Genomic DNA, 25487 nt, shown 5'->3' with positions numbered 1-25487 from the left:
CGACGGCCCGTCTAACCTGCCGGTATGGCCTTTGGTACCGCTTCCACCTGGTCGGACCGTGCACACACGGTCCGCGACCTCCTCGCGTCCGGGCGCTCGTACTCCTTCGAGTTCTGGGCCCCGAAGACCGAGAAGGGCGAGCGCAACCTCTGGAACGCCCTGCGCCGGATCGAAGCGGTCTCCCCGAGCTTCGTCTCGGTCACCTACGGGGCCGGCGGCTCCACCCGGGGCGGCACCGTCCGCGCCACCCAGCAGATCGCCGCCGACACCACCCTGACGCCCGTCGCGCACCTGACCGCCGTCGACCACTCCGTGGCCGAGCTGCGCCACGTCATCGGCCAGTTCGCGGACGCCGGGATCCGCAACATGCTCGCTCTGCGCGGTGACCCGCCGGGCGATCCGATGGGCACCTGGGTCAGGCACCCCGAGGGCGTGGACTACGCGGCCGATCTGGTCCGGCTGCTCAAGGAGTCCGGCGACTTCTGCGTGGGCGTCGCCGCCTTCCCCGAGATGCACCCCCGTTCGGAGGACTGGGACACGGACATCCGGCACTTCGTGGACAAGTGCCGCGCGGGCGCCGACTACGCGATCACCCAGATGTTCTTCGATCCCGAGAATTATCTGCGGCTGCGCGACAGCGCCGCGAAGGCGGGCTGCGAGACCCCGATCATCCCCGAGGTCATGCCTGTTGTGGGCATCCGGCAGCTCGACCGGCTGCCCCAGCTGAGCACCGCGGTCTTCCCCGCGGACGTGAAAGAGCGCATGCTCGCCGTCAAGGACGATCCGGCCGCTGTACGCTCCATTGGCATCGAGTTCGCCACGGAGTTCTGCGCGCGGCTGCTGTCCGAGGGTGTCCCGGGGCTGCACTTCATCACGCTGAACAATTCCACGGCGACCCTCGAGATCTACGAGAACCTGGGCCTGCACCAGCGGGCCTGATCGGCCGTCCCCCGTTCCCGCGCCGGCGGCCGTACCGAGAGGGGCCTTGCATGGGAATGACGGTCCTCTACATCGCGTTCGGCATCGTCGCGTTGTGGCTGCTTGCCGAGGTCCTGATGCAGTACAAGGCCCGGCTGCGCTGGCGCCTGCTCGCCTTCGCCGGGTTCGCCGGCGTCGTCGCCGGGGTGGTGCTGCCCTCGGTCCCCGTGATCGCCGCGGGCGCGACGGCCTTCGCCGTCGGCCAGATCCTCGTGACGCTCTCCTTCCGCAAGGGCTTCGTCGCCGGCTGGGCCCTGCGCCGCGGCGGCGAGCCCGTCCGCCAGACCCAGAGCCGCCGCCGCCGGGGCGGCGGCCCCGCGCCGCGCCCCGAGCCCGCGCTGGAGGTCACCGGCATGGAGTACGGGCACCGGGACCCGGCCGCGGAGCGCCACGAGCACCCCGAGCGCCACGACGACGGCGACGACGTGTTCACCCCGCAGCCGGTGCCCGAGGAGACGGGGTCGTACGGGATACAGAGTTTCGCCCCCCGGCAGCCCGACGACACCGCCGCCTTCGCCCCGTCCTTCGCCCCGGCCGAGCAGGACGCCCGCCCGTACGCGGCCTCCTACGACCCCCCGCAGGGCCAAGGCGGTTACGACTACACCGGCTACCCGGCCGGTGAACAGCAGGTCTACGCCGCCTACTCGGACCCGTACATCGGCACTGGCGGCGGGGTCACCCCGCCCGCCCCCGACAACTACCCCGACTACACGGCCTACACCGCCTACCCGTCCTACGCCGACCCCGCGCAGCAGTACTCCACGGACACCCCGCCCGGCGGGGTGTGGGTCCCGCAGCAGCGGGCCGCCGACGCCCCGGCCGGATACCCGGAGCAGGACCGGCAGCAGCCGCCGCATGGGTACCCGTACCAGCAGGGGGACGGGAACGGGAACGGGCACGCGAACGGGCACGGGAACGGGAACGGGAACGGCGAGTACGAGCAGTACCGCTACTGACCCGCCGTTCCGGGGCCCGCCGGCTCACTGCGAGCCCCGGAAGCCGTCCCCCTCCACGATCAGCCCGGCCACCAGGGCCCCGGTCATCCCGGCGTGCGCGAGCCCGCCGCCGGGGTGCGCCCAGCCGCCCGCCAGGTACAGCCCGGGCAGGGCCGTCACGTTGGCGGGGTACAGCAGCCGGCCGCCGTCCCCGGCGAGGGCCGGCGGGGGCACCGAGCCGCCGAGCGCGCCCGTCGCCGCCTCCACGTCCGCCGGGGTACGCACCTCCAGCCACAGCAGCCGCTCCCGCAGCCGCGGGACGGCCCGTGCGGCGAGGTCCAGCAGCTTCTCCGGGTCCGGCACCGGCGCCCCGCCGGCGGGGCCGCACACGGCCGTCACGGTGACCGCCTCGTGGTCCGCGTCGGGTCGGGTGGCCGGGTCGTCGGGGCGCAGGACGGTGACGTCCAGTCCGGGGGAGTGCACGAGCGTGCGGTGCGCGGCGCCGTCCGTGCGGGCCCCGCGCAGGGCCAGCAGCAGGGTCAGCCGGCCGGGCACCCCGTCGCCGCGGGCGGGCGCGCCGCCGTGCGGCCAGGACACCGAACGCGCCGGGAGCCGCCGCGGGTCCATCCCGCAGACGACGGAGTCGGCCGCGGCCTCGGTGCCGTCGCCCAGCAGGACCCCGGCCGCCCGGCCGCCCCGCGTCAGGACCTCCCGTACCGGCGTCCCGAAGGCGAAGTCGACCTTCCGCTCCCGGCAGCGCTCGTAGAGGGCCGTGGCCAGCTCGCGCATGCCGCCCCGGACGTACCAGCTGCCGAAGGTCTGCTCCATGTACGGCAGCGCGGCGGCGGAGGCGGGCGCGGCGTCGGGATCCAGCCCGTACGCCCGCACCCGTGCGGCCAGCAGTTCCCCGAGGTGACCGCCCAGCTCGCGCGCGGCCACCTCGGCCAGCGAGGGGGTGCGGCGGCGCAGCAGCCCGCTGCCCCGCAGGGCCGGGTAGGGGTCGCGGCCCAGCACCTGCCAGTCGGTGCGCAGGGGCTCTTCCAGCAGCGGGCGGCGGGTCGCGTCCCAGGTGTCCCGGGCGCGGCCCAGGACGGCGTTCCAGCGCTCGCCCGCCCCCGTGCCGAAGGCTTCGTCGAGGGCGGCCGCGACCCCGCCGCGGGAGCCGCCGGGGAGGGTGACGGAGGTGTCGTGGAGGAGGTGCCGGACGGCCGGGTCCAGCTGGACCATGTCGACCAGGTCCTCCAGGGGGGCCTTGCCGGTCTTCACGAAGAGGTCGCGGTAGACGGCGGGCAGGTGCAGCAGCCCGGGGCCGGTGTCGAAGGTGAAGCCGTCGCGTGCGAACCGGCCGACCGATCCGCCGTAGGAGGCACCCCGTTCGTACACCGTCACCTGGTGCCCCGCCACCGCCAGCCGGGCCGCCGTAGCCATCGCGCCCATGCCGGCGCCGATCACCGCAATTCTCGCCATGCGGCTGAGCCTATCGAGCGAGGTCAGGGAGTCAGCCCGGTGGTGCCCCGGTACCGGTGCGGACCTCGGCGGCCAGCCGTTTCTCCTCGCGCCGCTGCGCCCGGCGCCGGCGGAAGCGCCGGATCCGGCTCCAGAGGTAGATCACCACGGCCAGGCCGATGGCCAGCAGCACGGCCGCGATGACGGCCGCGGCCTGCGGGTTGAACATGGCGAAGGTGACGATGCCGCCCACGCCGAGGTCCTCGGCCGTGCTGACCGCGATGTTGCTGAACGGCTCGGGCGAGGTGTTGATCGCCATCCGGGTGCCGGCCTTGACGAAATGGCTGGCCAGGGCGGTGGAACCGCCGACGGCCCCGGCGGCGAGGTCGGGCAGGGAGCCGCTCTGCCCGGCGAGCAGGGCGCCCACCACGGCGCCCGCGACGGGCCGGATCACGGTGTGGACGGAGTCCCAGAGGGAGTCCACGTACGGGATCTTGTCGGCCACCGCCTCGCAGAGGAAGAGCACGCCCGCCACGATCAGGACGTCGGTGCGCTGGAGCGAGGCCGGGACCTCGTCGGTCAGGCCGGTGGCGCCGAAGATGCCGAGCAGGAGGACCACGGCGTACGCGTTGATCCCGCTGGCCCAGCCGCTGGTGAAGACCAGGGGGAGGACACTCACCCGCACATCATGCCGCAGGAGGGCCCGGATGCCGGGATACCGGGAACGAACGGCGAGGGGGCCGCCGCACGCGTGCGGCGGCCCCCTCGGCGCTGGAACGGATACGGGAGCTACTGCCCCTGTTCGTCACGGCGGCGCTGCCACCGTTCCTCGATACGGGTCATCATCGACCGACGCTGCCGGTTCTGGCCGCCACGGGCCGAACCGCCTGCACTTCCGGAGACGGGCTGCTCGCCAGGCTTGGGTGCCTTGCGCCAACCGGTGACGACGAGGACCGTACAGGCCAGCATGACGAGGAATCCCACCACGCTGATCCAGAGCACTTCCTGCCAGATCACACCGGTCATGAGGAGCGCGATACCCACCACAATGCCTGCGACTGCCTGGTAGACCCGTCGCCGGGTGTACGTGCGCAGTCCACTGCCCTCAAGCGCTGTCGCGAACTTGGGGTCTTCGGCGTACAGCGCTCGCTCCATCTGCTCGAGCATTCGCTGCTCGTGCTCCGAGAGCGGCACGGGAGTCCTCCTCATCCGTCGGTCGCGGGGGGTAGCGACCAGGGGTCCCCTTCAGGATAGGCGGGGAATCGCCCCCGTGATACCCGCCCTCTACGCCACATTCTGCAAACCGCTGAGTCAAGAAAGCATGGAGCAATGCGTGAAACGTACCGTCGCCAGCGCGGTCACTGAGGCGCTTATTCCCCAATGAGCTCTCCGGCATGCCGACCGGTGCCCCCGATCATACGTGGCCGGGGGCCGGTTCGGAGGGTGAGCGGGCGAGCCCGTTCGCGCAAAGGCCGCAGATCAGGCGGGCTTCTCGCCCAGGACGTGCAGTTGCGTGGCGACCGCGTGGAAGGCCGGCAGCTCGGCGGCGGCCTCCTCCAGTCGCAGCAGTGCCTCCACCGCCCCGGGCTCCGTGTCGACCAGGACGCCGGGGACCAGGTCGGCGAAGATCCGCACGCCGTGCACGGCGCCGACCTCCAGGCCGGCCCCGCCGACCAGCTCGCTCAGCTGCTCGGCGGTGAAACGGCGCGGTACCGGGTCGCCGGAGCCCCAGCGCCCGGCCGGGTCGCCCAGGGCGGTACGGGCCTCGGTGAAGTGGCCGGCCAGGGCGCGGGCCAGGACCGCGCCGCCGAGACCGGCGCCGAGCAGGCTGAGGACGCCGCCGGGGCGCAGGGCGGCGACCGCGTTGGCGACGCCCTCGGCCGGGTCGTCCACGTACTCCAGGACGCCATGGCAGATCACCACGTCGTACGCGTCCCGCTCGACCACGTCCAGCAGGCCCTGGGCGTCGCCCTGGACTCCGCGCACCAGGTCGGCGACGCCCGCCTCGGAGACCCGGCGCTCCAGCCCGAACAGGGCGTTCGGGCTGGGGTCGACCACGGTCACCCGGTGGCCGAGGTGCGCCACCGGCACGGCGAACTTGCCGGTGCCGCCGCCGGTGTCCAGCACGTCCAGGACGTCCCGCCCGGTCGCCTTCGCCCGGCGGTCGAGGGCCTCCTTGAGGACCTCCCACACCACGGCGGTGCGGAGGGAGGCACGGGGGCGGGAAGTGTCCGACACGGCTGATGACTCCTCGGCGCGTAAGGGTGGGGGAACGGTGCGTGCCCCACCCTATGGCCTCGGCCGACCGGGCAGGTCATCCCGCGTGGGGACGCTCCGGCCGGGGCTGGGGGAGGGGCTGGGCCGGTGGCTGGAGGGCCAGCATCCGCTCCACCAGGCGCAGGAACATCCCGGTCGCCCGTACGAGGTCGTCCGCGTCCCGGGGGCTCGCCGCATCGGCTATCCCGGCCTCCGCCCGGGCCCGGCGGGCGGCGCCCGAGGCGAAGAGGGCGCTCCACTCGCTCAGTTCCGGGGCTATCTCCGGCAGCACCTCCCAGGCACTGCGGATGCGCGGCCGCCGCCTCGGGTGCGCGGGCTCGGGCCGCCCCCGCGCGGCGAGCACGGCCGCGGCGACGCGCAGCGCGGCCAGATGGGCCGTGGCGTACCGCTCATTGGGCCGTGGCAGCAGGGCCGCCTCGGCCAGGCCGCCGCGGGCCTTGGCGAGCAGGTCCAGGGCGGCGGGTGGAGCGGCCGACCTGCGCGGGACGGGGTGGACAGGGGACGGGGACGGTGTGGCCATGACGAACCTCCTGTCGTTGCGTGGTGCTCGGCGGTGTTGCGGGTACGCGCATGCGTGGATCCATCGTGACGGCCCCCACTGACAATCACGCTGACCTGCGCTTTCGCACCCAAAGCCCGGTTCGGGTGCGGACTTTGGTCCCGAACCTGCTAGTTTTTGAACTGACCGGTCAGTTCAAAAGAGGTTCAAACGAAGGGGGACGGCGTGGACAGCCCGCACGGCGCGGCCGTCAAGGCCGCGGGCTTCGGACTCAAGGGCCCGCGGGGCTGGGCCTTCCGGGGCGTGGACATCGACGCGGCGCCCGGTTCGCTCATCGCGCTCGAAGGACCCTCCGGCAGCGGCCGGACCTGCCTGCTCCTCGCCCTCACCGGGCGGATGAAGCCCACCGAGGGCCACGCCGAGATCGGCCGCCACCGGCTGCCGAAGAAGATGGCCGCGGTCCGCCGGATCACCGCCCTCGGCCCCGTCCCCGGCGTCAACGACCTCGACCAGGCCCTCACCGTCGCCGAGCAGCTGCGCGAGGGAGCCCTGCTCCAGCGCCGCTACGACGGCCCGGTGCGCGCCCTGCTGCGCCCGCGCGGCGAGCGCCGCGCCCGCACCGGGGCCCGCGTCGACGCCGCCCTGGCCGCCGTCGGACTGGACCCGGCCGCCCTGCCCAAGGGGAGCCGGACCCCGGTGCGCGACCTGGAGCGGCTGGAGGCCGTACGGCTCTCCCTCGCGCTGGCCCTGCTGGGCGGTCCCCGGCTGGTGGCCGTCGACGACCTCGACCTCAAGCTCTCGGACGCCGAACGAGCCGAGGCCTGGGCGTTGCTGCGCGCGGTCGCGGACCGGGGGACCACCGTCCTCGCGGTGTGCAGCGAAGCCCCGGCGGGCGTGACGGTGCTGCGCACCGGGCCCGCCACGGAGCCCGCCGCCGAGGCCGCTGCCGCCGGGGCCGCCCGAGCTGGAGCCGCGCAGGGCGCCGCACCGGCGGCCGTCCTCCACGAGGCCGCTCCGAAGATCACCTGGGGCCGGTCCGGCGCCCCCGCGTCCCCCGAGGACGCGGCGGCCGCCACCCCGCCGGCCCCGGACAACGACACGGACGGCGACACGGACGGCGCGCAGGACGGCGCGCAGGACGGCGGGGGCGCGTCCGCCCCCGCCGGCACCACCACCCACGACGACGAAGACCCGAAGGGGGCGGACGATGCGCTCGCCGAAACTGGCCGCGCTTGAGCTGAAGCGGTTCGGGCGGGGGAAGCTGCCCCGGGCCGCTCTCGTCGCGCTGCTCCTCCTGCCGCTGCTGTACGGAGCCCTGTACCTCTGGTCGTTCTGGGACCCGTACAGCCGCCTCGACAAGGTGCCCGTCGCCCTCGTCAACTCCGACCGGGGCACCACCGTGGACGGCAAGCGCCTCGACGCGGGCGGTGAGATCACCAGGAAGCTGCACGCCAGCAAGACCTTCGACTGGCACGAGGTCAGCGAGGCGGACGCGGCCGCGGGCCTGGAGGACGGGACGTACTACCTCTCCCTCACCATGCCCGCCGACTTCAGCTCGAAGATCGCCTCCAGCGGCGGCGCGGACCCCACCACCAGTGCCCTCCAGGTCCGCACGAACGACGCCAACAACTACATCGTCGGCTCGATCTCCCGCACGGTCTTCGCCGAGGTCCGCTCCGCGGCCACCGCCAACGCCTCCCGCGGCTTCCTCGACAAGATCTTCGTCTCCTTCTCCGACCTGCACGACAAGACCGCCGAGGCCGCCGACGGCGCCGACCAGCTCAAGGACGGCGCGGGCAAGGCCCAGCAGGGCGCGAAGGAACTCGCCGACGGCCTCGACACGGCCGAGGAGAAGACGGGTGAACTCACCGGCGGCCTGAAGAAGCTCGACTCGGCCGCGGGCCGGCTGGAGACCGGCACCAAGGACGTCGCCGCCGGCACCCAGACCCTCGCCGACAAGGTCAACGGCGCCGCCGACAAGGCCCGTCCCTTCGTCAAGGACCCCAAGAACCTCGCGGACAGCGCCAAACTCGTCGCCGACACCGCGAAGGTCGTCAACAACCACCTGGGCAAGCTCACCGAGAAGGCGCCCGCGCTCGCCGCCCTCAACAAGCGGGCCGCGACCGAATCCGACAACCTCTACACGAAGTACTGCGCCGCCCCCGCCGCCGGACAGACCCTCCCGCCGGCCTTCTGCGCCGAGGCGAAGAAGGCCAGGGACGTCACCGCCGAGGCCGCCCTGCTCTCCGCCGACGTCAACACCCTCGTCGGGAACTCGGGCGGCGACCTCGACAAGCTCCGCACCCAGCTCGGCGACCTGGAGACCACGGCCCGCGAACTCGCCGTCAAGGCCCCCGGCCTCGCCTCGGACCTCGACGCGGCCGTCGCCAAGGTCAACGCCCTCAACAGCGGGGCCCACAAGGTCGCCGACGGCATGGTCCAGCTGCACACCGGCATCGGCACCGCCGCCGGCGGCTCCGGAGCCCTCGGCGAGGGCGTCGGCAAGCTCGGCGACGGCGCGCACAGCCTCGACGGCGGCATCTTCAAGCTGGTCGACGGCAGCGGCGAGCTCGCCGGCGGCCTGCACGACGGCGTCGGCAAGATCCCCGACTACGACCAGCAGCAGCGCGATGCCCGCACCCAGGTCATGGCCGACCCGGTCAAGCTCGCCAGCCAGTCCCTGCACAAGGCGCCCAACTACGGCACCGGGTTCGCCCCGTACTTCATCCCGCTGTCCCTCTGGGTCGGCGCGATGGTCGCCTACATGCTGATCGCCCCCCTCAACAAGCGGGCCCTGGCCGTCGGCGCCTCGCCCTGGCGGGTCGCGCTCGCGGGCTGGCTGCCCGTGGCCGGGCTCGGCGCCGCGCAGGTGGGCGCGCTGATGTCGGTGCTCCACTGGGGACTCGGCCTGGAGATGGCCCGGCCGGCCCTCACCATCGGCTTCCTGTTCCTCGTCACCTGCTGCTTCGCGGCCATCGTCCAGTGGCTCAACGCCAAGTTCGGCGCGGCGGGCCGGATCCTGGTGCTGGCCTTCCTGATGCTCCAGCTGACCTCGGCCGGCGGCACCTACCCCGTCCAGACCAGCCCGGGCTTCTTCAACGCCATCCACCCCTACCTGCCGATGTCGTACATCGTCGAGGGACTGCGCCGCCTCATCAGCGGCGGCGACCTCACCCCGGTGTGGCAGGGCTGCGCGGTCCTGGCCGCCTTCACCGCGGGGGCCCTGGCCCTCACCGCGCTCGCCGCCCGCGGCAAGCAGGTGTGGACGATGGACCGGCTGCACCCCGAACTGAGCCTGTGAGGGGCTGTTGACCTGTGAGAATCAGCGCCATGGAAAGCAGCAGCACCGGTACGGGCACGGGCGGCGCACGCCGCCAGGCCACCCGGCAGAAGCTCTACGAAGCCGCCGTCACCCTCATCGCCGAGCAGGGGTTCTCCGCGACCACGGTCGATGAGATCGCCGAGCGGGCGGGCGTCGCCAAGGGCACCGTCTACTACAACTTCGCCAGCAAGACCGACCTGTTCGAGGAGCTGCTGCGGCACGGGGTCGGCCTGCTGACCGCCTCGCTGCGGGCGGCGGAGGGGGAGACGGCGGAGCGCGGCGGGACCCGGGTCGAGGCCCTCGACGCCATGATCCGGGCGGGCCTGGTCTTCATCGACCGCTACCCGGCCTTCACCCAGCTGTACGTCGCGGAGCTGTGGCGCACCAACCGCGCCTGGCAGTCCACCCTGATGGTGGTCCGGCAGGAGGCGGTGGCGGTCGTCGAGACCGTCCTGCGCGAGGGGGTCGAGCGGGGGGAGCTCAGCCCCGAGATCGACGTGCCGCTCACGGCGGCGGCGATGGTGGGCATGGTGCTGGTGGCCGCGCTGGACTGGCAGGCCTTCCAGAGCGAGCGGTCGCTGGACGACGTCCACTCGGCGCTGTCGCTGCTGCTGCGGGGGCGGGTCAGCGGCAGCCGGTGACCCCCGGTCGGCGGTGCCCTTCCGGGGCGCGGGCGGCGTAGAACTGAGTATCCGTACCTAGGCGCACAGATGAGTACGCGTACGGATGGCTCCCACCTGCACGGACCGCAGACTGGGAGTCCCGGGCGGGCACGCGGCCCGCACCGCGGACACGGGGCCGCGGAGCGGACCGGGGGCCGGGGGGACCCGGAAGACGCGGAACGCCGGTGCGGCAGGGCTCGGGGGGAACGAGCCCAGCCGCACCGGCGTTCGGCGTTCGCGCCGGACCGCCGCCGCCCCGGCGGCCGTCAGCCCCGGCCGCGGGCGGGCAGCCGGGTGCGCAGCCGGGCGGTCAGCGAGGACGCCCGGGCCGAGAGCGCCGCCAGGCGGGCCGAGGCGGCCCAGGCCAGACGGGCCCCCGAGCGGGGCAGCAGGAGCGCGCGCAGCCGCCCCCGGCGGGTGAGGGAGGCGAGCAGGGCGCTCCGGGCGCTCAGGACGTCCGCGGACAGCCCGGGGTAGGAGACCTCCGCGCCGGGCGGGGCGTACAGCTCGCGCTCCACCGCGCCCGCGACCCGGTGCACCGCCTGTCCGGCCTCGGCGTCCAGGCCGCCCAGCCGCACCACCCGCTCCGCCGCCCCCCGGGGCGAGAGCGCCCCGTCGGGCGCGATGCCCACGTCCCAGGCGGCGTCGCCGAGCTCCCGCCAGGCGGCCGGCACCGCGCCGGAGCCCAGCCGCCGGTCGCGGACCCGGCGGCGCCACAGCAGCGGGAGCAGCGGCAGGCCCAGCAGGACCAGTGCCGCCGCGCCCCAGCCGAGGACCGCTCCGGCGGAGACCCCGCCGGAACCGGCTCCGAGGTCCTGCTTCGGCGCCGCGCTCCCGCACTCGCCGAGCCTCTTCAGCTCCGGCGGGCAGGCGTCGTTCTGCGACGGGGCCGCCGAGGGCGCCGCCGCGGACTGCGAGGGCAGCGCGGCCGGGGCCGACGGCTGGGCCGCCGGGACGTCGGTGCGGCTGTAGTCCGGCACCGAGATCCCCGACCGGGGCGTCGGCTCGAAGCGGGTCCAGCCCACGCCCTCGAAGTACAGCTCCGGCCAGGCGTGCGCGTCCCGCATCGAGACGTTCACGCTGCCGTCGGACTGCTTCTCGCCCGGGGTGAAGCCGACCGCCACCCGTGCCGGAATGCCCAGCGTGCGCGACATCGCCGCCATCGAGAACGCGAAGTGGACGCAGAAGCCCTCCTTGTCGGCCAGGAAGCGGGCGATGGCCTGCGAACCCGTCCCCGAGGACACCTTCGTGTCGTAGCGGAAGCCGCCGTTCACCGCGAAGAAGTCCTGGAGCCGGACGGCCCGCGTGTAGTCGTCCCGGGCGCCCTGCGTCACCCGCCGCGCGGTCTCCGCCACCACCGGCGGCAGGTTGTCCGGCAGCTTGGTGTACTCGGCCTGCACGAACGGGTTCGGGCCCGGTGCGGACTGCAGCTGCGCCGCCGTGGGCCGCAGCAGCAGGCTCCGTACGGTGTACTGCGCGCCCTGCACGTTCTGGAAGCGGTCCTTGCCGAGCTGGTCGCCGACCAGGGTCCGGCCGACCGGCTCGTAGCGCCACTTCCCGGCGATGTCGACCTGCGTCGCCGGGTACGGCATCGGCAGGTAGCGCTGGGCGTACGTCTCCGCCGCCGAGACGGTGGTGCGGATCTCCGCCGCGCCGGCCCGGACCTGCTCGCTGAGCCCGGACGGGTTCGGCAGCCGCTCGGGCACATCGGTCAGCGGGCGTCCGGAGGCCTCCCACTTGACCCCGTTGAACTCGTCCAGCGCCAGGATCCGCAGGTACTGCTCGCCCCATTGCGGGCTGTCCGTGCGGTACTTGAGCACCACCCGGTTGTCCTGCGCGTTCAGGCTGCTCTGCAGCGACACCAGCGGGTTCACCGCCGAGATCGTGCCCCCGCCGCCCGCCACGGCCGCGTCCTCGCCGGGCGCCCCCAGCACTCCGCCGCCCAGCGCGGGCAGCCCGGCCGGCACCGCCAGCGCCAGACCGAGCGCGACCGCGCCGATGCGGCGTCCGGTGCGCACGGGCGCCAGGGCCCGGCCGCCGCCGGCCGCGCCGCCGCCGTACCCCGAGGCGGCGGACACGCGCGAGCTGGGCGCCGCGCCGAAGACCCGGCCCCACTGGGCGAGTCGGTCGCGGCCCTCCGACAGCAGGAGCAGCAGGTAGCCCGCGCCGGCCAGCAGGAACGCGAACCAGGATCCGCCCTGGCCCGCCGACAGCCCGGCCGCCACCGAGTACAGCGCCAGCAGCGGCAGCCCGGCCGACGCGGCCGAACGCAGCGTCACGGCCAGCGCGTCCACCAGCAGCCCGATCAGCAGCACCCCGGACACCAGCAGCAGCCTGATGCCGTCGGAGAGCGGCGCCGGTATGGCGAACTCGCCCACGTCCCGCACGCCGCGCTCGAACAGTGCTCCGAAGTCGGTGACCAGGAAGGCCAGCGGCCCGCTCCCGGTGGACTCGCCCTTCCCGGCGAAGAGGAACGCGAGCACCAGCAGCGACACCAGCAGCTGTGCGCCGATCGTCAGCGGGCGGGCCAGCGGCACCCGCCGCGCCCCCGCTCCCACCGCGGCCTGCAGGCACAGCAGCAGGGCCGCCTGGACCAGCCAGCCGGAGGTCTCCACCAGCGGCGCCAGCGACCAGGAGGTGAGCAGCGTCGCCAGGACGCCGAAGAGCGTCACCCGTGCCCGCCCGCTCATGCCGGCCCTCCCGTGGTCGCGGCCCCGGTGGCGAGCGGGAGGTCCCCGCCCTGGCGCCACAGTTCGGCGAACGCGGCGCCGGGCGGCACGGCGAGCGCCGTCCAGCCCGCCTCGCGCAGCCTGCGCAGCCGCTCCTCCATCCGCGAGGGCTCGCCGGCCCAGGTCGCGGAGTCCAGTACGAAGGCGACCGCCGCCGCGCTGCGCTGCCGCATCCGGGCCGCCATTTCCGTCTGTACGTCGTCCAGGTCGCCGAAGAACGCGATGAGCAGGCCGTCGCCGCCGGAGCCCGCTCCCGGCCCGCGCACGGCTTCGAGGGCGCGGGAGAGTCCGGCGCCGTCGGAGTGGCCGACGACCGCGAGGGTGTCCATCATCAGTCCGGCCGCTTCGGCGGACTCCTGCCCGCCGGCCGAGAAGCCGCCGCCCTCGCCCGGCACCGAATCGCCGGTGTCGGTCAGCAGGCGCACGGAGAAACCCTGCTCCAGGACGTGCAGCACGGTGGAGGCGGCGGCCGAGACGGCCCATTCGAAGGCCGAGTCGGGGCCCGCGCCCTCGTAGGCGGCGCCCCGGGTGTCCAGCAGGACGGTGGCCTTGCTGCGCTGGGGGGTCTCCTCGCGGCGCACCATCAGCTCGCCGTAGCGGGCGGTGGAGCGCCAGTGCACCCGGCGCAGGTCGTCGCCGCGCCGGTAGGTGCGGGGGATCACGTCGTCGTCGCCGGCGAGGGCGAGCGAGCGGCGGGCGCCGTCGCCGTAGCCGTTGGCCTCGCCGGTCATCCGGACCGGGGGCAGGGGCACGGTGCGCGGGACGACGGTGAGGGTGTCGTAGGTGCTGAAGGAGCGGGTGAGCTCGACCAGCCCGAAGGGGTCGCTCAGCCGCAGCTGGAGCGGGCCCAGCGGGTAGCGGCCGCGCAGGTCGGAGCGGACCCGGTAGGACACCTCGCGCACCCCGGCGGCCTCGACGCGGTCCAGGACGAAGCGGGGCCGGGGCCCGAGCACGTACGGGACCCGGTCCTGGAGCATCAGCAGTCCGGTGGGGACCCGCGAGACGTTCTCCAGCCGCAGCTGGACGCGGGCCTCGGAGCCGGCGGCCACCCGCGCCGGGGTGAGCCGGCGGCCGGAGGTGACCCGGTGGCGGGTGCGGTGCAGGGTGAGGACGCAGATCAGCGGCAGGACGACGAGCAGCAGGCCGACGCGGAGCAGCTGGCTCTGGCCCAGTACGTACGCGCACACGGCGGCGGCGACGCCGGCGGCCAGGAAGGAGCGGCCCCGGGTGGTCAGCCCGGCCAGCGAGGCGCGCAGCCCGCCCGGATCCCTGACCTCCCCGCCGGCGCCGCGCGGGGCACCGGCGCCCATCAGAAGCCCCGGATGCCCGCGCCGGGCGGCATCTCGCCGCGGGCGTGCGCGGCGGGGACGGGGGTGCGCTGGAGGATCTCGTGGACGACCTGCTCGGCGGTGCGCCGGTTCAGCTGGGCCTGCGCGGTCGGCAGCAGCCGGTGCGCGAGGACGGGCGCGGCCAGCTGCTGGACGTCGTCGGGCAGGACGTAGTCCCGTCCGGCCAGGGCCGCGGAGGCCTTCACGGCGCGCAGCAGGTGCAGGGTGGCGCGGGGCGAGGCGCCCAGGCGCAGGTCCGGGTGGCCGCGGGTGGCGGAGACCAGGTCGACGACGTAGCGGCGGACGGGCGGCGCGACGTACACCTCGCGGACCGCTTCGATCAGTTTGACGACGTCGTGGGCGTGCGCGACGGCGGTGAGGTCGTCGAGGGGGGAGACCCCGCCGTGCACGTCGAGCATCTGGAGCTCGGCCTCGGGGCTGGGGTAGCCGACGGAGACGCGGGCCATGAAGCGGTCGCGCTGGGCCTCGGGGAGCGGGTAGGTGCCCTCCATCTCCACCGGGTTCTGGGTGGCGACCACCATGAAGGGGCTGGGCAGGGCGTAGGTGGTGCCGTCGATGGTGACCTGGCGTTCCTCCATCGACTCCAGCAGCGCCGACTGCGTCTTGGGCGAGGCGCGGTTGATCTCGTCGCCGATGACGATCTGCGCGAAGATCGCGCCCGGCTTGAACTCGAACTCGCGGCGCTGCTGGTCGTAGATGCTGACACCGGTGATGTCGGAGGGCAGCAGGTCCGGGGTGAACTGGATGCGCTGCACCGAGCAGTCGATGGACTTGGCGAGCGTCTTGGCCAGCATGGTCTTGCCGACGCCCGGCACGTCCTCGATCAGCAGGTGGCCCTCGGCGAGCAGCACGGTCAGCGCGAGCCGGACGACCTCGGGCTTCCCTTCGATCACGCCCTCGACCGACTGCCGGATCCGCTCGGCCGTGCTGGTCAGATCAGCGAGGCTCGCTCGGTCGTCGTACGTGGTCACCTGGTTCTCCTCGGCCCTTTCCCAGGGCCGACGCTCTTCGCGCATGAACCGGCCCACCCCGAAACACGGACGCCGTTCCGGAGGGACTCCGGGGGGCGTCTCCACGCATTCTTGACGCCGTCACGGCCCGGTGTCACTCAAGAGGCGGGATCGATCTCCCGCAGCAGCCCGGTGTGCACGTCGAAGACGAAGCCTCGCACATCGTCCTTGTGGGGCAGGAAGGGGTTGGTGCGCACGCGCTGCATGGACTGGCGGACGTCCTGGTCGACGTCGCGGAAGGCCTCGACGGCCCAGGCGGGACGCTGGCCGACCTCGTCCTCCAGCTCGTGCCGGAAGTCCTCGGTCAGGCTTTCGAGGCCGCAGCCGGTGTGGTGGATCAGTATCACCGCACGCGTGCCGAGGGCGCGCTGGCTGATGGTGAGCGAGCGGATGGTGTCGTCGGTGACGACGCCGCCGGCGTTGCGGATGGTGTGGCAGTCGCCGAGCTCCAGGCCGAGGGCCTTGTGCAGGTCGAGGCGGGCGTCCATGCAGGCGACGACCGCCACGCGCAGGACCGGGCGGGCGTCCATGCCCGGATCGGCGAACTGCTCGGCGTACCGGCGGTTCGCCTCCACCAGCCGGTCGGTGACGGAGGCGGCGCCGGCCGCGGGCGCGGCGGAGCCGGCGGGCAGGGATGCGGAAGTCGTCATGGTGACGACGTTAGTGGTCACGGGCCGGTCCGGCACTGAGGGAGAGGGGACAAAGAACGTCAACGGAACTTGTTGTGAGCTAACCCACAGGGGTGAGGCGGGGGCGGCCGTACGGGTGATTCGCGGCTTTCGCGGGTTCCCTCCGAGGGGGGCGCACCGGGCGCGGGGCGGTTCGTTGACCGGGGCGGGCGTTGCACTAAAGTGACGCGAACCGGCCGGAGCCCGGCCCTCACCGGCCGCCCGGCCCCCTGGTAAAACTCCGCGTGCGCGGCGCGGCGTACGCCTGCCGCGCCGTTATCTGAGAGGGCGCTTTGACTAGCGAGTCCCGACATGTCCCGGTGATGCTCCAGCGGTGCCTGGACCTGTTGGCCCCGGCGCTGGAGAGGCCCGGGGCCGTCGTCGTCGACTGCACCCTCGGCCTCGGCGGCCACAGCGAGGCCCTGCTGACCCGGTTCCCCGAGGCGCACCTGATCGGCCTCGACCGCGACAAGGAGGCCCTGCGGCTCTCCGGCGAGCGCCTCGCCCCCTTCGGGGACCGGGCCACCCTCGTCCACGCGATCTACGCCGACCTCGCCGAGGTGCTCGACGGCCTGCGGATCCCGTCCGTCCAGGGCATCCTCTTCGACCTCGGCGTCTCCTCGATGCAGCTCGACGAGGCCGACCGCGGGTTCGCCTACGCGCAGGACGCGCCGCTCGACATGCGCATGGACCAGACGACCGGGATCAGCGCGGCCGAGGTCCTCAACACCTACGCCCCGGGCGAGCTGGTGCGGATCCTGCGCCAGTACGGCGAGGAGAAGCAGGCCAAGCGGATCGTGTCCGCGGTGGTGCGCGAGCGCGACAAGGAGCCCTTCGACCACAGCGCCCGGCTGGTGGAGCTCATCCGGGACGCGCTGCCGCAGGCCGCCAAGCGCACCGGCGGCAACCCCGCCAAGCGGACCTTCCAGGCGCTGCGCATCGAGGTCAACGGGGAGCTGTCCGGCCTGGAGAAGGCCATTCCGGCGGCGGTCGACCGGATCGCGGTCGGCGGGCGGATCGCGGTGCTCTCGTACCACTCGCTGGAGGACCGCCTCGTCAAGCAGGTCTTCTCGGCCGGGGCCACCTCCACGGCGCCCGCCGGGCTGCCGGTCGTACCGGAGAAGTACCAGCCGAAGCTGAAGCTGCTCACGCGCGGGGCGGAGCTGCCGACGGAGGAGGAGATCGCCGAGAACCGGCGGGCCGCCCCGGCCCGGTTCCGCGGCGTCGAGCGCATCCGCGAGGCGCGGCTGTGACCCCGGCGGGCCGCTCCGGGGGCGGCAAGGCCGGCAGGGCTGCCCGCCTCGTCCGGGTGCGGCCCGCCGCGGCGTCGGCCGGGCAGGCGGCGCGGATGCCGTTCGTCCTGCTGGTGGTGGCGCTGCTGGGCGGCGGGCTGATCAGCCTGCTCCTGCTGAATTCGGCGCTCAACCAGGGCTCGTTCCAGCTGACGAAGCTGAAGAAGGAGACCACCGCCCTGACGGACGAGCAGCAGGCGCTCCAGCGGGACGTCGACGGGTACTCGGCGCCGGACGCGTTGCAGCGCCGGGCACGGGAGCTGGGGCTGGTGCCCGGCGGCAGCCCGGTCTTCGTCGGTGCCGACGGAAAGGTCGCCGGCACCCCCGCCGTGGCGGAGGCGCCGCCCCCGCCGCCCACGCCCACGCCCGCGCCCGCGACGGCCGCGCCGGGTCCGGCGCCCTCGGCGTCCCCGGCGTCGGTGACACCCCCGGCGTCGGTGGCGCCGACGCCGTCCGGGGCGCCCGTGCCCCCGCAGACCCAGCCGCAGCCGAGCCAGACCCCTGGAAGGTGACGTCGTGACGCGGATCCCTGCGGGGGCCCTCCCCGCCCCGCCCTTCGCCCGCTCCCCGGGCCCCGCCCGGACCCGCGTCGTGCCCGGCCCGCGGGGGGTGCGGTGAGCCCTCAGGAGCCGCCGCGGCGCCGGGTGCCCGGCCCGGCCCGGGCGCGGGCCACCAGCCGGCCCGCGACCCGCCCGGCCACCCGGCCCGCCACCCGGCGTCCCGCCGTGCGGCGCACCCCGCACACCATCCGGCTCGGCAGCCCGCGGCCCCGGCTGCGCCTGGTCGGCGTCGGCCTGACGCTGGTCATGCTCGCCTTCGTCGTCCGGCTCCTCCAGGTGCAGGCCGTCGACGCCTCCGCGTACTCCGCCAAGGCCAGCGAGAACCGCTTCACCAGCTACACCCTGGCCGCCGAGCGCGGGGAGATCACCGACCGCAAGGGCGTGGCCCTGGCCACCAGCGTCGACGCGTACGACATCACCGCCGACCCGAAGATGTTCACCCCCCAGGACAGCAAGGCCCCCGACGCCCCCGAGCAGGCCGCCGCCCTCCTCGCCCCGATCCTCGGCAAGGACGCCAAGGAACTCACCGCCCGCCTGAAGACCAAGAACACCCGCTACGTGATCCTGGCCCGCCGCCAGACCCCCCAGGTGTGGAACCAGATCAAGGACCTCAAGAAGCTCTTCGCCGACAAGGCCGCCGCCGACAAGAAGAGCAACGGCCCCGGCGCCAACGTCATCGCCGGCGTCTTCAACGAGGTCAGCAGCAAGCGCGTGTACCCGAACGGCAACCTCGCCGCCGGGATACTGGGTTACGTCAACGCCGAGGGCAAGGGCGGCGGCGGTCTGGAGTCCTCCCTCGACAAGAAGCTGGCCGGCAAGGACGGGCAGCTCACCTACGCCCAGTCCGGCGGCCGCCGCGTCCCCACCGCGGGGTCCAGCGAGAAGCCCGCCGTGCCCGGCGACGACATCGAGCTGACCATCGACCGCGACATCCAGTGGGCCGCACAGTCGGCCATCACCGAGCAGGTCGAGAAGTCCGGCGCCGACCGCGGCTACGTCGTCGTCCAGGACACCCGCACCGGTGAGGTCCTCGCGATGGCGAACGCCCCCGGCTTCGACCCCAACGACCTGACCAGGGCCAGCTCCGCCGCGATGGGCAACGCCGCGCTCCAGGACGTGTACGAGCCCGGCTCCACCGCCAAGGTGATCTCGATGGCCGCCGTGCTGGAGGAGAAGAAGGCCACCCCCGACACCCACGTCGAGGTTCCCAACCGGCTCCACCGCGGCGACCGGCTCTTCAAGGACGACGTCGACCACCCGACCTGGTACCTCACCCTCAACGGGGTCCTCGCCAAGTCCTCCAACATCGGCACCATCCTGGCCACCGGCCAGCTCGGCGCCGGCCAGCCCGAGGCCAACAAGGTCCTCTACTCCTACCTGGACAAGTTCGGCATCGGGCGCCCCACCGGCCTGAACTACCCCGGTGAATCGCGCGGCATCCTCGCCAAGCCCGAGGCCTGGTCCACTTCGCAGCAGTACACGATCCCCTTCGGGCAGGGCCTCTCCCTCAACGCGATGCAGGCGGCCTCCGTCTACTCCACCATCGCCAACGGCGGGGTCCGGATCACGCCCACCCTGGTGCGCGGCACGAAGGGCCCCGACGGCCGCTTCACGCCCGCCCCGGCCCCCGAACAGGCCCGGGTGGTCAGCGCGGGGACCGCCAAGACCCTCGCGGAGATGCTCGAATCCGTGGTCGACGACCAGGAGGGCACCGGCACCAAGGCCCGCATCCCCGGCTACCGCGTCGGCGGCAAGACCGGCACGTCCAACCGGGTGGATCCGGCCACCGGCCGCTACAAGGGCTACACCGCCTCGTTCGCAGGTTTCGCCCCCGCCGACAACCCGCGGATCACCGTCTACTGCGCCATCCAGAACCCCACCAAGGGCAGCTACTTCGGCGGCCAGATCTGCGGCCCGATCTACAAGACCGTCATGGAGTTCGCGCTCAAGACCCTCCAGGTCGCACCCAGCGGAACGGCCCCCGCCGGACTGCCCGTGACCTTCGACCCCGGCCCGCAGCAGGCCGCCCCGAACACCCCGCCGAACAACGCCCCGACCAGCCCGCAGCCCGGTCCCCAGCCCGGACAGTGAACCGGCCGCCCGGCCAGAAACGCGTGAGGCACCATCAGTGACAACGATCACCCCGAAACCCGGGAACCAGTCGGCCGCCGACGCCCGGGGCGGGCCCTCGCTTCGCGAGCGGCCCGCCGCGCCCGGTACGCTCACCGCCGTGTCCCACGCTGATCAGCCCAGAACCGCCCAGAAAGACGCCCCGGCAGCGCCGCCGGGAGCGCCCCGGCCCGTGTCCGCCCGCCCGACCCCCCTGGGCGCGCTGGCCATCCTGCTGGGCCTCCCTGATCCAGGCGCCACCCAGGTCACCGGCATCACGCACGACTCCCGTGCCGTGCGCCCCGGCGACCTGTACGCCGCCCTCCCCGGTGCCCGCGCGCACGGCGCGGACTTCGCCGCGCAGGCGGCCGCCCTCGGCGCCGCCGCCGTGCTGACGGACCCGGACGGCGCCGGGCGCGCCGCCGCGACCGGCCTGCCGGTCCTCACCGTCGCCGACCCGCGCGGCCGGATGGGGGAGCTCGCCGCCGAGATCTACGGCCGGCCCGGCGGAGGACTGCTCCAGCTGGGCATCACCGGAACCTCCGGCAAGACCACCACCGCCTACCTCGTCGAGGGCGGCCTGCGCGCGGCCGGGCGCGCCACCGGGCTCGTCGGCACCGTCGAGATGCGCATCGGCGACGAGCGCATCAAGTCCGAGCGCACCACCCCCGAGGCCACCGACCTCCAGGCCCTGTTCGCCGTCATGCGCGAACGCGGCGTCGAGGCCGTGGCGATGGAGGTCTCCAGCCACGCGCTGGTCCTGGGCCGGGTCGACGGCTGCGTCTTCGACGTCGCGGTCTTCAACAACCTGAGCCCGGAACACATGGAGTTCCACTCGGACATGGAGGACTACTTCCAGGCCAAGGCGCAGCTCTTCACCGAGCGCCGCGCCCGCCTCGGGGTGGTCAACTTCGACGACGAGTACGGCCGCCGCCTCGCCAAGGAGGCGACGATCCCGGTCGTCACCTTCTCCGCCGCCGGCGACCCGGGCGCCGACTGGCGCGCCGAGGACGTGGTCAGCGGCCACATGGACTCCACCCTGACCCTGGTCGGGCCCGAGGGGCAGCGCGTACGGGCCACCGCCCCGCTGCCCGGCCCGTTCAACGTCGCCAACACCGTCGCCGCGATCGTCACGCTCGCCGTCGCCGGGATCGACCCGCAGACCGCCGCCGACGGCGTTGCCGCCGTCCCCGGGGTCCCCGGCCGCCTGGAGCGGGTGGACGCGGGCCAGCCGTACCTCGCCGTCGTCGACTACGCGCACAAGACGGACGCCGTCGAGTCGGTGCTGCGCGCCCTGCGCGAGGTCACCACCGGCAGGCTGCACATCGTCCTGGGCTGCGGTGGCGACCGCGACACCACCAAGCGCGCCCCGATGGGCGCCGCGGCCGCCCGGTACGCCGACACCGCCGTCCTGACCTCCGACAACCCCCGCTCCGAGGACCCCCTCGCGATCCTCGCGGCGATGTTCGGGGGCGCCGTTTCCGTGCCGCCCGCCGAGCGCGCCGCCGTCCTCGTCGACGCCGACCGGGCCGCGGCCATCGCCGCCGCCGTCGCGCGCGCCGAGGCCGGGGACACCGTCCTCGTCGCGGGCAAGGGCCACGAGCAGGGCCAGGACACCGCGGGCGTGGTACGCCCCTTCGACGACCGCGCCGTGCTCCGCGCGGCCATCGAGACCCAGCAGCGCAGCGCCCGACAGGCCGAGGTGAACCAGTGATCGACCTCTCCCTCGCCGAGATCGCCGACATCACCGGCGGGCGGCCCCACGACATACCGGATCCCTCGGTGCGGATCGGCGGCCCCGTCGTCATCGACTCCCGCCAGGTGGAGCCCGGCAGCCTGTTCGCCGCCTTCGACGGCGAACACGTCGACGGCCACGACTACGCCGAGCGCGCGGTCGCGGCCGGTGCCGCGGCCGTCCTCGCCGCCCGCCCCGTCGGCGTACCGGCGATCGTGGTGCCCGACGTCGAGAAGGCCCTCGGCGCCCTCGCCCGGGCCGTCGTCGAACGCCTGGGCACCGACGTGGTGGCGCTGACCGGTTCGGCCGGCAAGACCTCCACCAAGGACCTCATCGCCCAGGTGCTCCAGCACCACGCGCCCACAGTGTGGACACCCGGCTCCCTCAACAACGAGATCGGCCTGCCGCTCACGGCCCTGAAGGCCACCGCCGAAACCCGGCACCTGGTCCTGGAGATGGGCGCCCGCGGCATCGGCCACATCGCCTACCTGACCGGTCTGACCCCGCCCCGCATCGGCCTCGTGCTGAACGTCGGCACCGCCCACATCGGCGAGTTCGGCGGCCGCGAGGCCATCGCCCAGGCGAAGGGAGAGCTGGTCGAGGCCCTGCCGGGCGCCGCGGAGGGCGGGGTCGCCGTCCTCAACGCCGACGACCCCCTGGTCCGCGCGATGCAGACCCGTACGAAGGCCCGCACGATCTTCTTCGGGGAGGCCGAGGACGCCGAGGTCCGGGCCACCGAGGTGCGGATGACACCGGCGGGACAGGCCTCGTTCACACTCCACACCCCGACCGGGTGCAGCGATGTGACCTTGCGGCTGTACGGTGAGCACCACGTGTCGAACGCGCTCGCCGCGGCCGCCGTCGCCCATGTCCTGGGCATGTCCGTCGAAGAGATCGCCACCGCGCTCTCCGCGGCGGGCACGCTGTCCCGGTGGCGGATGGAGGTCACCGAGCGCGCGGACGGCGTCACGATCGTCAACGACGCCTACAACGCGAATCCCGAGTCCATGCGGGCCGCCCTGCGCGCACTTGCCGCGATGGGTGACTCCGCGAGGGCCAGGGGGGGACGTACGTGGGCGGTGCTCGGCCCCATGGCCGAACTGGGCGACGAGGCACTGGCCGAGCACGACGCGGTGGGACGGCTCGCCGTCCGGCTCAACGTGAGCAAGCTCGTGGCAGTCGGGGGCAGGGAAGCGTCCTGGCTGCAACTGGGCGCATATAACGAGGGTTCGTGGGGTGAGGAGTCGGTGCTCGTGTCCGACGCGCAGGCGGCGGTCGACCTGTTGCGCAGTGAACTGCGCCCGGGGGACGTCGTGCTGGTGAAGGCTTCCAGGTCCATCGGCCTGGAGCGGGTGGCGCAGGCGCTGCTCGACAGCGAGGGCGAGGTCGCCGGCCGATGAGGCAGATCCTGTTCGCGGGTGTCATCGGTATGTTCCTCACCGTCATCGGCACCCCCCTCCTGATCAAGCTGCTGGCCCGCAAGGGCTACGGCCAGTTCATCCGCGACGACGGCCCGCGCGGCCACGCCGGGAAGAAGGGCACGCCCACCATGGGCGGCATCTCCTTCATCCTGGCGACGCTCATCGCGTACGCGGCGACGAAGGTCATCACCGGCGAATCGCCCAGCATGTCCGGTCTGCTCGTCCTCTTCCTGATGGCGGGCATGGGTGTGGTCGGGTACCTCGACGACTACATCAAGATCGTCAAGCGCCGTTCGCTCGGTCTGCGCGCCAAGGCCAAGATGGCCGGCCAGCTGATCGTCGGCATCGCCTTCGCGGTGCTCGCGCTGCAGTTCTCGGACTCGCGCGGACTCACCCCGGCCTCCACGAAGCTGTCGTTCGTCACGGACTTCGGCTGGTCGATCGGCCCGGTGCTGTTCGTGGTCTGGGCGCTCTTCATGATCCTGGCCATGTCCAACGGCGTGAACCTCACCGACGGCCTGGACGGCCTCGCCACCGGCGCCGCCGTGATGGTCTTCGGCGCCTACACCTTCATCGGCGTCTGGCAGTTCCAGGAGTCCTGCGTCAACGCGCAGACCCTGACCAATCCGAACGCCTGTTTCGAGGTGCGCGACCCGCTGGACCTCGCGGTCGTCGCCTCCGCCCTGATGGGAGCCTGCTTCGGCTTCCTGTGGTGGAACACCTCGCCCGCCAAGATCTTCATGGGTGACACCGGTTCGCTCGCCCTCGGCGGCGCGCTCGCGGGCCTGGCCATCTGCTCCCGCACGGAGTTCCTGATGGCCCTGCTCGGCGGCCTCTTCGTGCTCATCACGATGTCGGTCGTCATCCAGGTCGGCTCCTTCAAGATGACCGGCAAGCGGGTCTTCCGGATGGCCCCGCTCCAGCACCACTTCGAACTCAAGGGCTGGTCCGAAGTCCTCGTCGTGGTCCGCTTCTGGATCATCCAGGGCATGTGCGTGATCGTCGGTCTCGGTCTCTTCTACGCGGGATGGGCAGCAGACAAGTGACCTCCTGGCAGGACAGGAACATCACCGTCGCCGGTCTCGGCGTGAGCGGCGTCAGCGCCGCCCGCGCCCTGGCCGGCCTCGGCGCTTCGGTGACCGTCGTCGACGGCGGCGACGGCGAGGGCCACCGGGCCAGGGCGGCGGAGCTGGAGGCGGCGGGCATCTCCGTACGCCTGGGCGACGCGGCCACCCTCCCCGAAGGCACCGGCCTCGTGGTCACCTCGCCCGGCTGGAAGCCCGACAGCCCCCTGTTCGAGGCCGCCGCCAAGGCCGGGGTGGACGTCGTCGGCGACGTCGAGATCGCCTGGTTGCTGCGCGGCGAGAACGCCGCGCCCTGGCTCGCGATCACCGGCACCAACGGCAAGACCACCACGACCCAGATGCTCGCGTCGATCCTGCGGGCGGCCGGTCTGAAGACCGCCGCCGTCGGCAACATCGGCACCCCGATCATCGACGTGGTGACCGGCGAGGAGACCTACGACGTCCTGGCCGTCGAGCTCTCCAGCTACCAGCTGCACTGGGCGCCCTCCGTGCGCGCCCACTCCGCGGCCGTCCTCAACCTGGCCCCGGACCACCTCGACTGGCACGGCTCGATGGAGGCCTACGCCGCCGACAAGGGCCGCATCTACGAGGGCAACACGGTCGCCTGCGTCTACAACGTCTCCGACCCCGCCACCGAGGCCCTGGTCGTCGAGGCCGACGTCGAGGAGGGCTGCCGCGCCATCGGCTTCACCCTCGGCGCCCCCGGCCCCTCCATGCTCGGCGTGGTCGACGGCATCCTCGTGGACCGCGCGTTCGTCGAGAACCGGCAGAAGAACGCCCAGGAGCTCGCCGAGGTCAAGGACGTCAACCCGCCGGCCCCGCACAACATCGCCAACGCCCTCGCCGCCGCCGCCCTGGCCCGCGCCTTCGGCGTGCCGCCGCGCGCCGTCCGCGACGGCCTGCGCGACTTCCGCCCCGACGCGCACCGCGTCGCGCACGTGGACGAGGTGGACGGGGTCACCTACATCGACGACTCCAAGGCCACCAACACCCACGCGGCCCAGGCCTCGCTGGCGGCCTTCGAACCGGTCGTCTGGATCGCCGGGGGCCTCGCCAAGGGCGCGACCTTCGACGAGCTCGTACGGGGTGCCGCCGGCCGGCTGCGCGCGGTGGTGCTCCTCGGCGCCGACCGGGCGCTGATCGCCGAGGCGCTGGCGCGACACGCCCCCGAGGTCCCGGTCGTCGACCTCGAACGGACCGACACTGGGGCGATGCTCGCAGCGGTCCGGGAGGCGGCCCGGCTCGCGGAGCCCGGTGACACGGTCCTGCTGGCGCCCGCGTGTGCCTCGATGGACATGTTCGCCAACTACAACAAGCGTGGGGACGCGTTCGCCGACGCCGTGCGCGAACTGGCCGCCGAGAGCGCCTAGGTCGATCCGGGGCAGGACTCCCTCCTGCCCGACCCGGCCG

Annotated in this window: 21 protein-coding genes; 12 read left to right on the top strand and 9 right to left on the bottom strand. The window is 73.7% G+C overall.

Annotation, left to right across the window (positions count from 1 at the left end; genetic code table 11):
* Window positions 1–24: 24 nt before the first annotated feature.
* Window positions 25–939 (top strand): methylenetetrahydrofolate reductase [NAD(P)H], encoded by a 915-nt coding sequence (metF, locus tag ACGFXC_RS21855; protein WP_393715160.1) that lies wholly within the window; start codon window positions 25–27, stop codon window positions 937–939.
* Between the two features lie 50 nt (window positions 940–989).
* A complete protein-coding gene (locus tag ACGFXC_RS21850; protein ID WP_393715159.1) occupies window positions 990–1934 on the top strand; it encodes a hypothetical protein in 945 nt (314 codons plus the stop codon).
* 24 nt (window positions 1935–1958) lie between these two features.
* On the opposite strand, the gene ACGFXC_RS21845 is transcribed toward ACGFXC_RS21850, so the two are convergent.
* The 5 genes from ACGFXC_RS21845 to ACGFXC_RS21825 form a co-directional block, all read right to left on the bottom strand.
* Complete coding sequence (locus ACGFXC_RS21845) at window positions 1959–3380, bottom strand: phytoene desaturase family protein (RefSeq protein ID WP_393715157.1); 1422 nt, start codon at window positions 3378–3380, stop codon at window positions 1959–1961.
* A 31-nt stretch (window positions 3381–3411) separates the two neighbouring features.
* Window positions 3412–4038: a DUF4126 domain-containing protein gene (locus tag ACGFXC_RS21840; RefSeq protein WP_393715155.1), complete on the bottom strand. Its 627-nt coding sequence runs from the start codon at window positions 4036–4038 to the stop codon at window positions 3412–3414.
* Between the two features lie 110 nt (window positions 4039–4148).
* A complete protein-coding gene (locus ACGFXC_RS21835; protein WP_266577690.1) occupies window positions 4149–4553 on the bottom strand; it encodes a DUF3040 domain-containing protein in 405 nt (134 codons plus the stop codon).
* 285 nt (window positions 4554–4838) lie between these two features.
* Complete coding sequence (locus ACGFXC_RS21830) at window positions 4839–5597, bottom strand: class I SAM-dependent methyltransferase (RefSeq protein ID WP_393715153.1); 759 nt, start codon at window positions 5595–5597, stop codon at window positions 4839–4841.
* Window positions 5598–5673: 76 nt separating this feature from the next.
* Entirely contained in the window at window positions 5674–6156 is a 483-nt protein-coding gene (locus ACGFXC_RS21825; protein ID WP_393715151.1) for an SAV_6107 family HEPN domain-containing protein, read from the bottom strand.
* Window positions 6157–6360: 204 nt separating this feature from the next.
* Between ACGFXC_RS21825 and ACGFXC_RS21820 the strand changes: the two genes are divergently transcribed.
* The 3 genes from ACGFXC_RS21820 to ACGFXC_RS21810 are packed head-to-tail and all read left to right on the top strand — an operon-like array spanning window position 6361 to window position 10098.
* Window positions 6361–7371 (top strand): ATP-binding cassette domain-containing protein, encoded by a 1011-nt coding sequence (locus ACGFXC_RS21820; protein WP_393715149.1) that lies wholly within the window; start codon window positions 6361–6363, stop codon window positions 7369–7371.
* Window positions 7343–9436, top strand: coding sequence for a YhgE/Pip family protein (locus ACGFXC_RS21815; RefSeq protein WP_393715147.1), 2094 nt, complete (start codon window positions 7343–7345; stop codon window positions 9434–9436). Before ACGFXC_RS21820 ends, ACGFXC_RS21815 begins: the two co-directional genes overlap by 29 nt.
* A 29-nt stretch (window positions 9437–9465) precedes the next feature.
* Window positions 9466–10098 (top strand): TetR/AcrR family transcriptional regulator, encoded by a 633-nt coding sequence (locus tag ACGFXC_RS21810; protein ID WP_393715145.1) that lies wholly within the window; start codon window positions 9466–9468, stop codon window positions 10096–10098.
* A gap of 287 nt (window positions 10099–10385) precedes the next feature.
* Here ACGFXC_RS21810 and ACGFXC_RS21805 read toward each other — a convergent pair whose 3' ends face one another.
* From ACGFXC_RS21805 to ACGFXC_RS21790, 4 genes are all read right to left on the bottom strand, one after another.
* Window positions 10386–12809 carry a transglutaminaseTgpA domain-containing protein gene (locus ACGFXC_RS21805; RefSeq protein WP_393715144.1) on the bottom strand — a complete coding sequence of 808 codons (2424 nt, stop codon included), beginning with the start codon at window positions 12807–12809 and terminating at the stop codon, window positions 10386–10388.
* A complete protein-coding gene (locus tag ACGFXC_RS21800) occupies window positions 12806–14158 on the bottom strand; it encodes a DUF58 domain-containing protein (RefSeq protein ID WP_393715142.1) in 1353 nt (450 codons plus the stop codon). Before ACGFXC_RS21800 ends, ACGFXC_RS21805 begins: the two co-directional genes overlap by 4 nt.
* Window positions 14158–15168: an AAA family ATPase gene (locus ACGFXC_RS21795; protein WP_393715140.1), complete on the bottom strand. Its 1011-nt coding sequence runs from the start codon at window positions 15166–15168 to the stop codon at window positions 14158–14160. The genes ACGFXC_RS21800 and ACGFXC_RS21795 overlap by 1 nt, the downstream gene beginning before the upstream one ends.
* A gap of 137 nt (window positions 15169–15305) precedes the next feature.
* Complete coding sequence (locus ACGFXC_RS21790; RefSeq protein ID WP_393715138.1) at window positions 15306–15920, bottom strand: beta-class carbonic anhydrase; 615 nt, start codon at window positions 15918–15920, stop codon at window positions 15306–15308.
* 278 nt (window positions 15921–16198) lie between these two features.
* On the opposite strand from ACGFXC_RS21790, the gene rsmH reads away from it, so the two are divergent.
* The 7 genes from rsmH (at window position 16199) to murD (ending at window position 25447) form a co-directional block, all read left to right on the top strand.
* Window positions 16199–17128, top strand: a complete 930-nt coding sequence (gene rsmH, locus ACGFXC_RS21785; protein WP_393715136.1) for a 16S rRNA (cytosine(1402)-N(4))-methyltransferase RsmH — start codon at window positions 16199–16201, stop codon at window positions 17126–17128.
* Window positions 17125–17679: a hypothetical protein gene (locus ACGFXC_RS21780; RefSeq protein WP_393715134.1), complete on the top strand. Its 555-nt coding sequence runs from the start codon at window positions 17125–17127 to the stop codon at window positions 17677–17679. Before rsmH ends, ACGFXC_RS21780 begins: the two co-directional genes overlap by 4 nt.
* A 102-nt stretch (window positions 17680–17781) precedes the next feature.
* A complete protein-coding gene (locus ACGFXC_RS21775) occupies window positions 17782–19818 on the top strand; it encodes a peptidoglycan D,D-transpeptidase FtsI family protein (RefSeq protein ID WP_393715132.1) in 2037 nt (678 codons plus the stop codon).
* A 37-nt stretch (window positions 19819–19855) separates the two neighbouring features.
* Window positions 19856–21550 (top strand): UDP-N-acetylmuramoyl-L-alanyl-D-glutamate--2,6-diaminopimelate ligase, encoded by a 1695-nt coding sequence (locus tag ACGFXC_RS21770; RefSeq protein WP_393715131.1) that lies wholly within the window; start codon window positions 19856–19858, stop codon window positions 21548–21550.
* Window positions 21547–22971, top strand: coding sequence for a UDP-N-acetylmuramoyl-tripeptide--D-alanyl-D-alanine ligase (gene murF, locus ACGFXC_RS21765; protein ID WP_393715129.1), 1425 nt, complete (start codon window positions 21547–21549; stop codon window positions 22969–22971). Before ACGFXC_RS21770 ends, murF begins: the two co-directional genes overlap by 4 nt.
* The gene (mraY, locus tag ACGFXC_RS21760; RefSeq protein WP_393715127.1) at window positions 22968–24038 is read left to right on the top strand and encodes a phospho-N-acetylmuramoyl-pentapeptide-transferase; all 1071 of its coding nucleotides are present in this window, start codon (window positions 22968–22970) and stop codon (window positions 24036–24038) included. Before murF ends, mraY begins: the two co-directional genes overlap by 4 nt.
* The gene (gene murD, locus ACGFXC_RS21755) at window positions 24020–25447 is read left to right on the top strand and encodes a UDP-N-acetylmuramoyl-L-alanine--D-glutamate ligase (RefSeq protein WP_393715125.1); all 1428 of its coding nucleotides are present in this window, start codon (window positions 24020–24022) and stop codon (window positions 25445–25447) included. The genes mraY and murD overlap by 19 nt, the downstream gene beginning before the upstream one ends.
* Window positions 25448–25487 lie beyond the last annotated feature (40 nt).

It is taken from the genome of Streptomyces sp. NPDC048507, from assembly GCF_043199995.1.
In the GTDB taxonomy this organism is placed as follows: domain Bacteria; phylum Actinomycetota; class Actinomycetes; order Streptomycetales; family Streptomycetaceae; genus Streptomyces.
Note: the sequence above shows the minus strand (reverse complement) of the source record. Positions and strands in the feature narration are given on the sequence as shown.

Coding starts and splice junctions, on each gene's coding strand:
- metF (WP_393715160.1), top strand. CDS start 25: ATGGCCTTTGGTACCGCTTCCACCTGGTCGGACCGTGCACACACGGTC.
- ACGFXC_RS21850 (WP_393715159.1), top strand. CDS start 990: ATGGGAATGACGGTCCTCTACATCGCGTTCGGCATCGTCGCGTTGTGG.
- ACGFXC_RS21845 (WP_393715157.1), bottom strand. CDS start 3,380: ATGGCGAGAATTGCGGTGATCGGCGCCGGCATGGGCGCGATGGCTACG.
- ACGFXC_RS21825 (WP_393715151.1), bottom strand. CDS start 6,156: ATGGCCACACCGTCCCCGTCCCCTGTCCACCCCGTCCCGCGCAGGTCG.
- ACGFXC_RS21815 (WP_393715147.1), top strand. CDS start 7,343: ATGCGCTCGCCGAAACTGGCCGCGCTTGAGCTGAAGCGGTTCGGGCGG.
- ACGFXC_RS21810 (WP_393715145.1), top strand. CDS start 9,466: ATGGAAAGCAGCAGCACCGGTACGGGCACGGGCGGCGCACGCCGCCAG.
- ACGFXC_RS21805 (WP_393715144.1), bottom strand. CDS start 12,809: ATGAGCGGGCGGGCACGGGTGACGCTCTTCGGCGTCCTGGCGACGCTG.
- ACGFXC_RS21800 (WP_393715142.1), bottom strand. CDS start 14,158: ATGGGCGCCGGTGCCCCGCGCGGCGCCGGCGGGGAGGTCAGGGATCCG.
- rsmH (WP_393715136.1), top strand. CDS start 16,199: ATGCTCCAGCGGTGCCTGGACCTGTTGGCCCCGGCGCTGGAGAGGCCC.
- mraY (WP_393715127.1), top strand. CDS start 22,968: ATGAGGCAGATCCTGTTCGCGGGTGTCATCGGTATGTTCCTCACCGTC.
- murD (WP_393715125.1), top strand. CDS start 24,020: ATGGGCAGCAGACAAGTGACCTCCTGGCAGGACAGGAACATCACCGTC.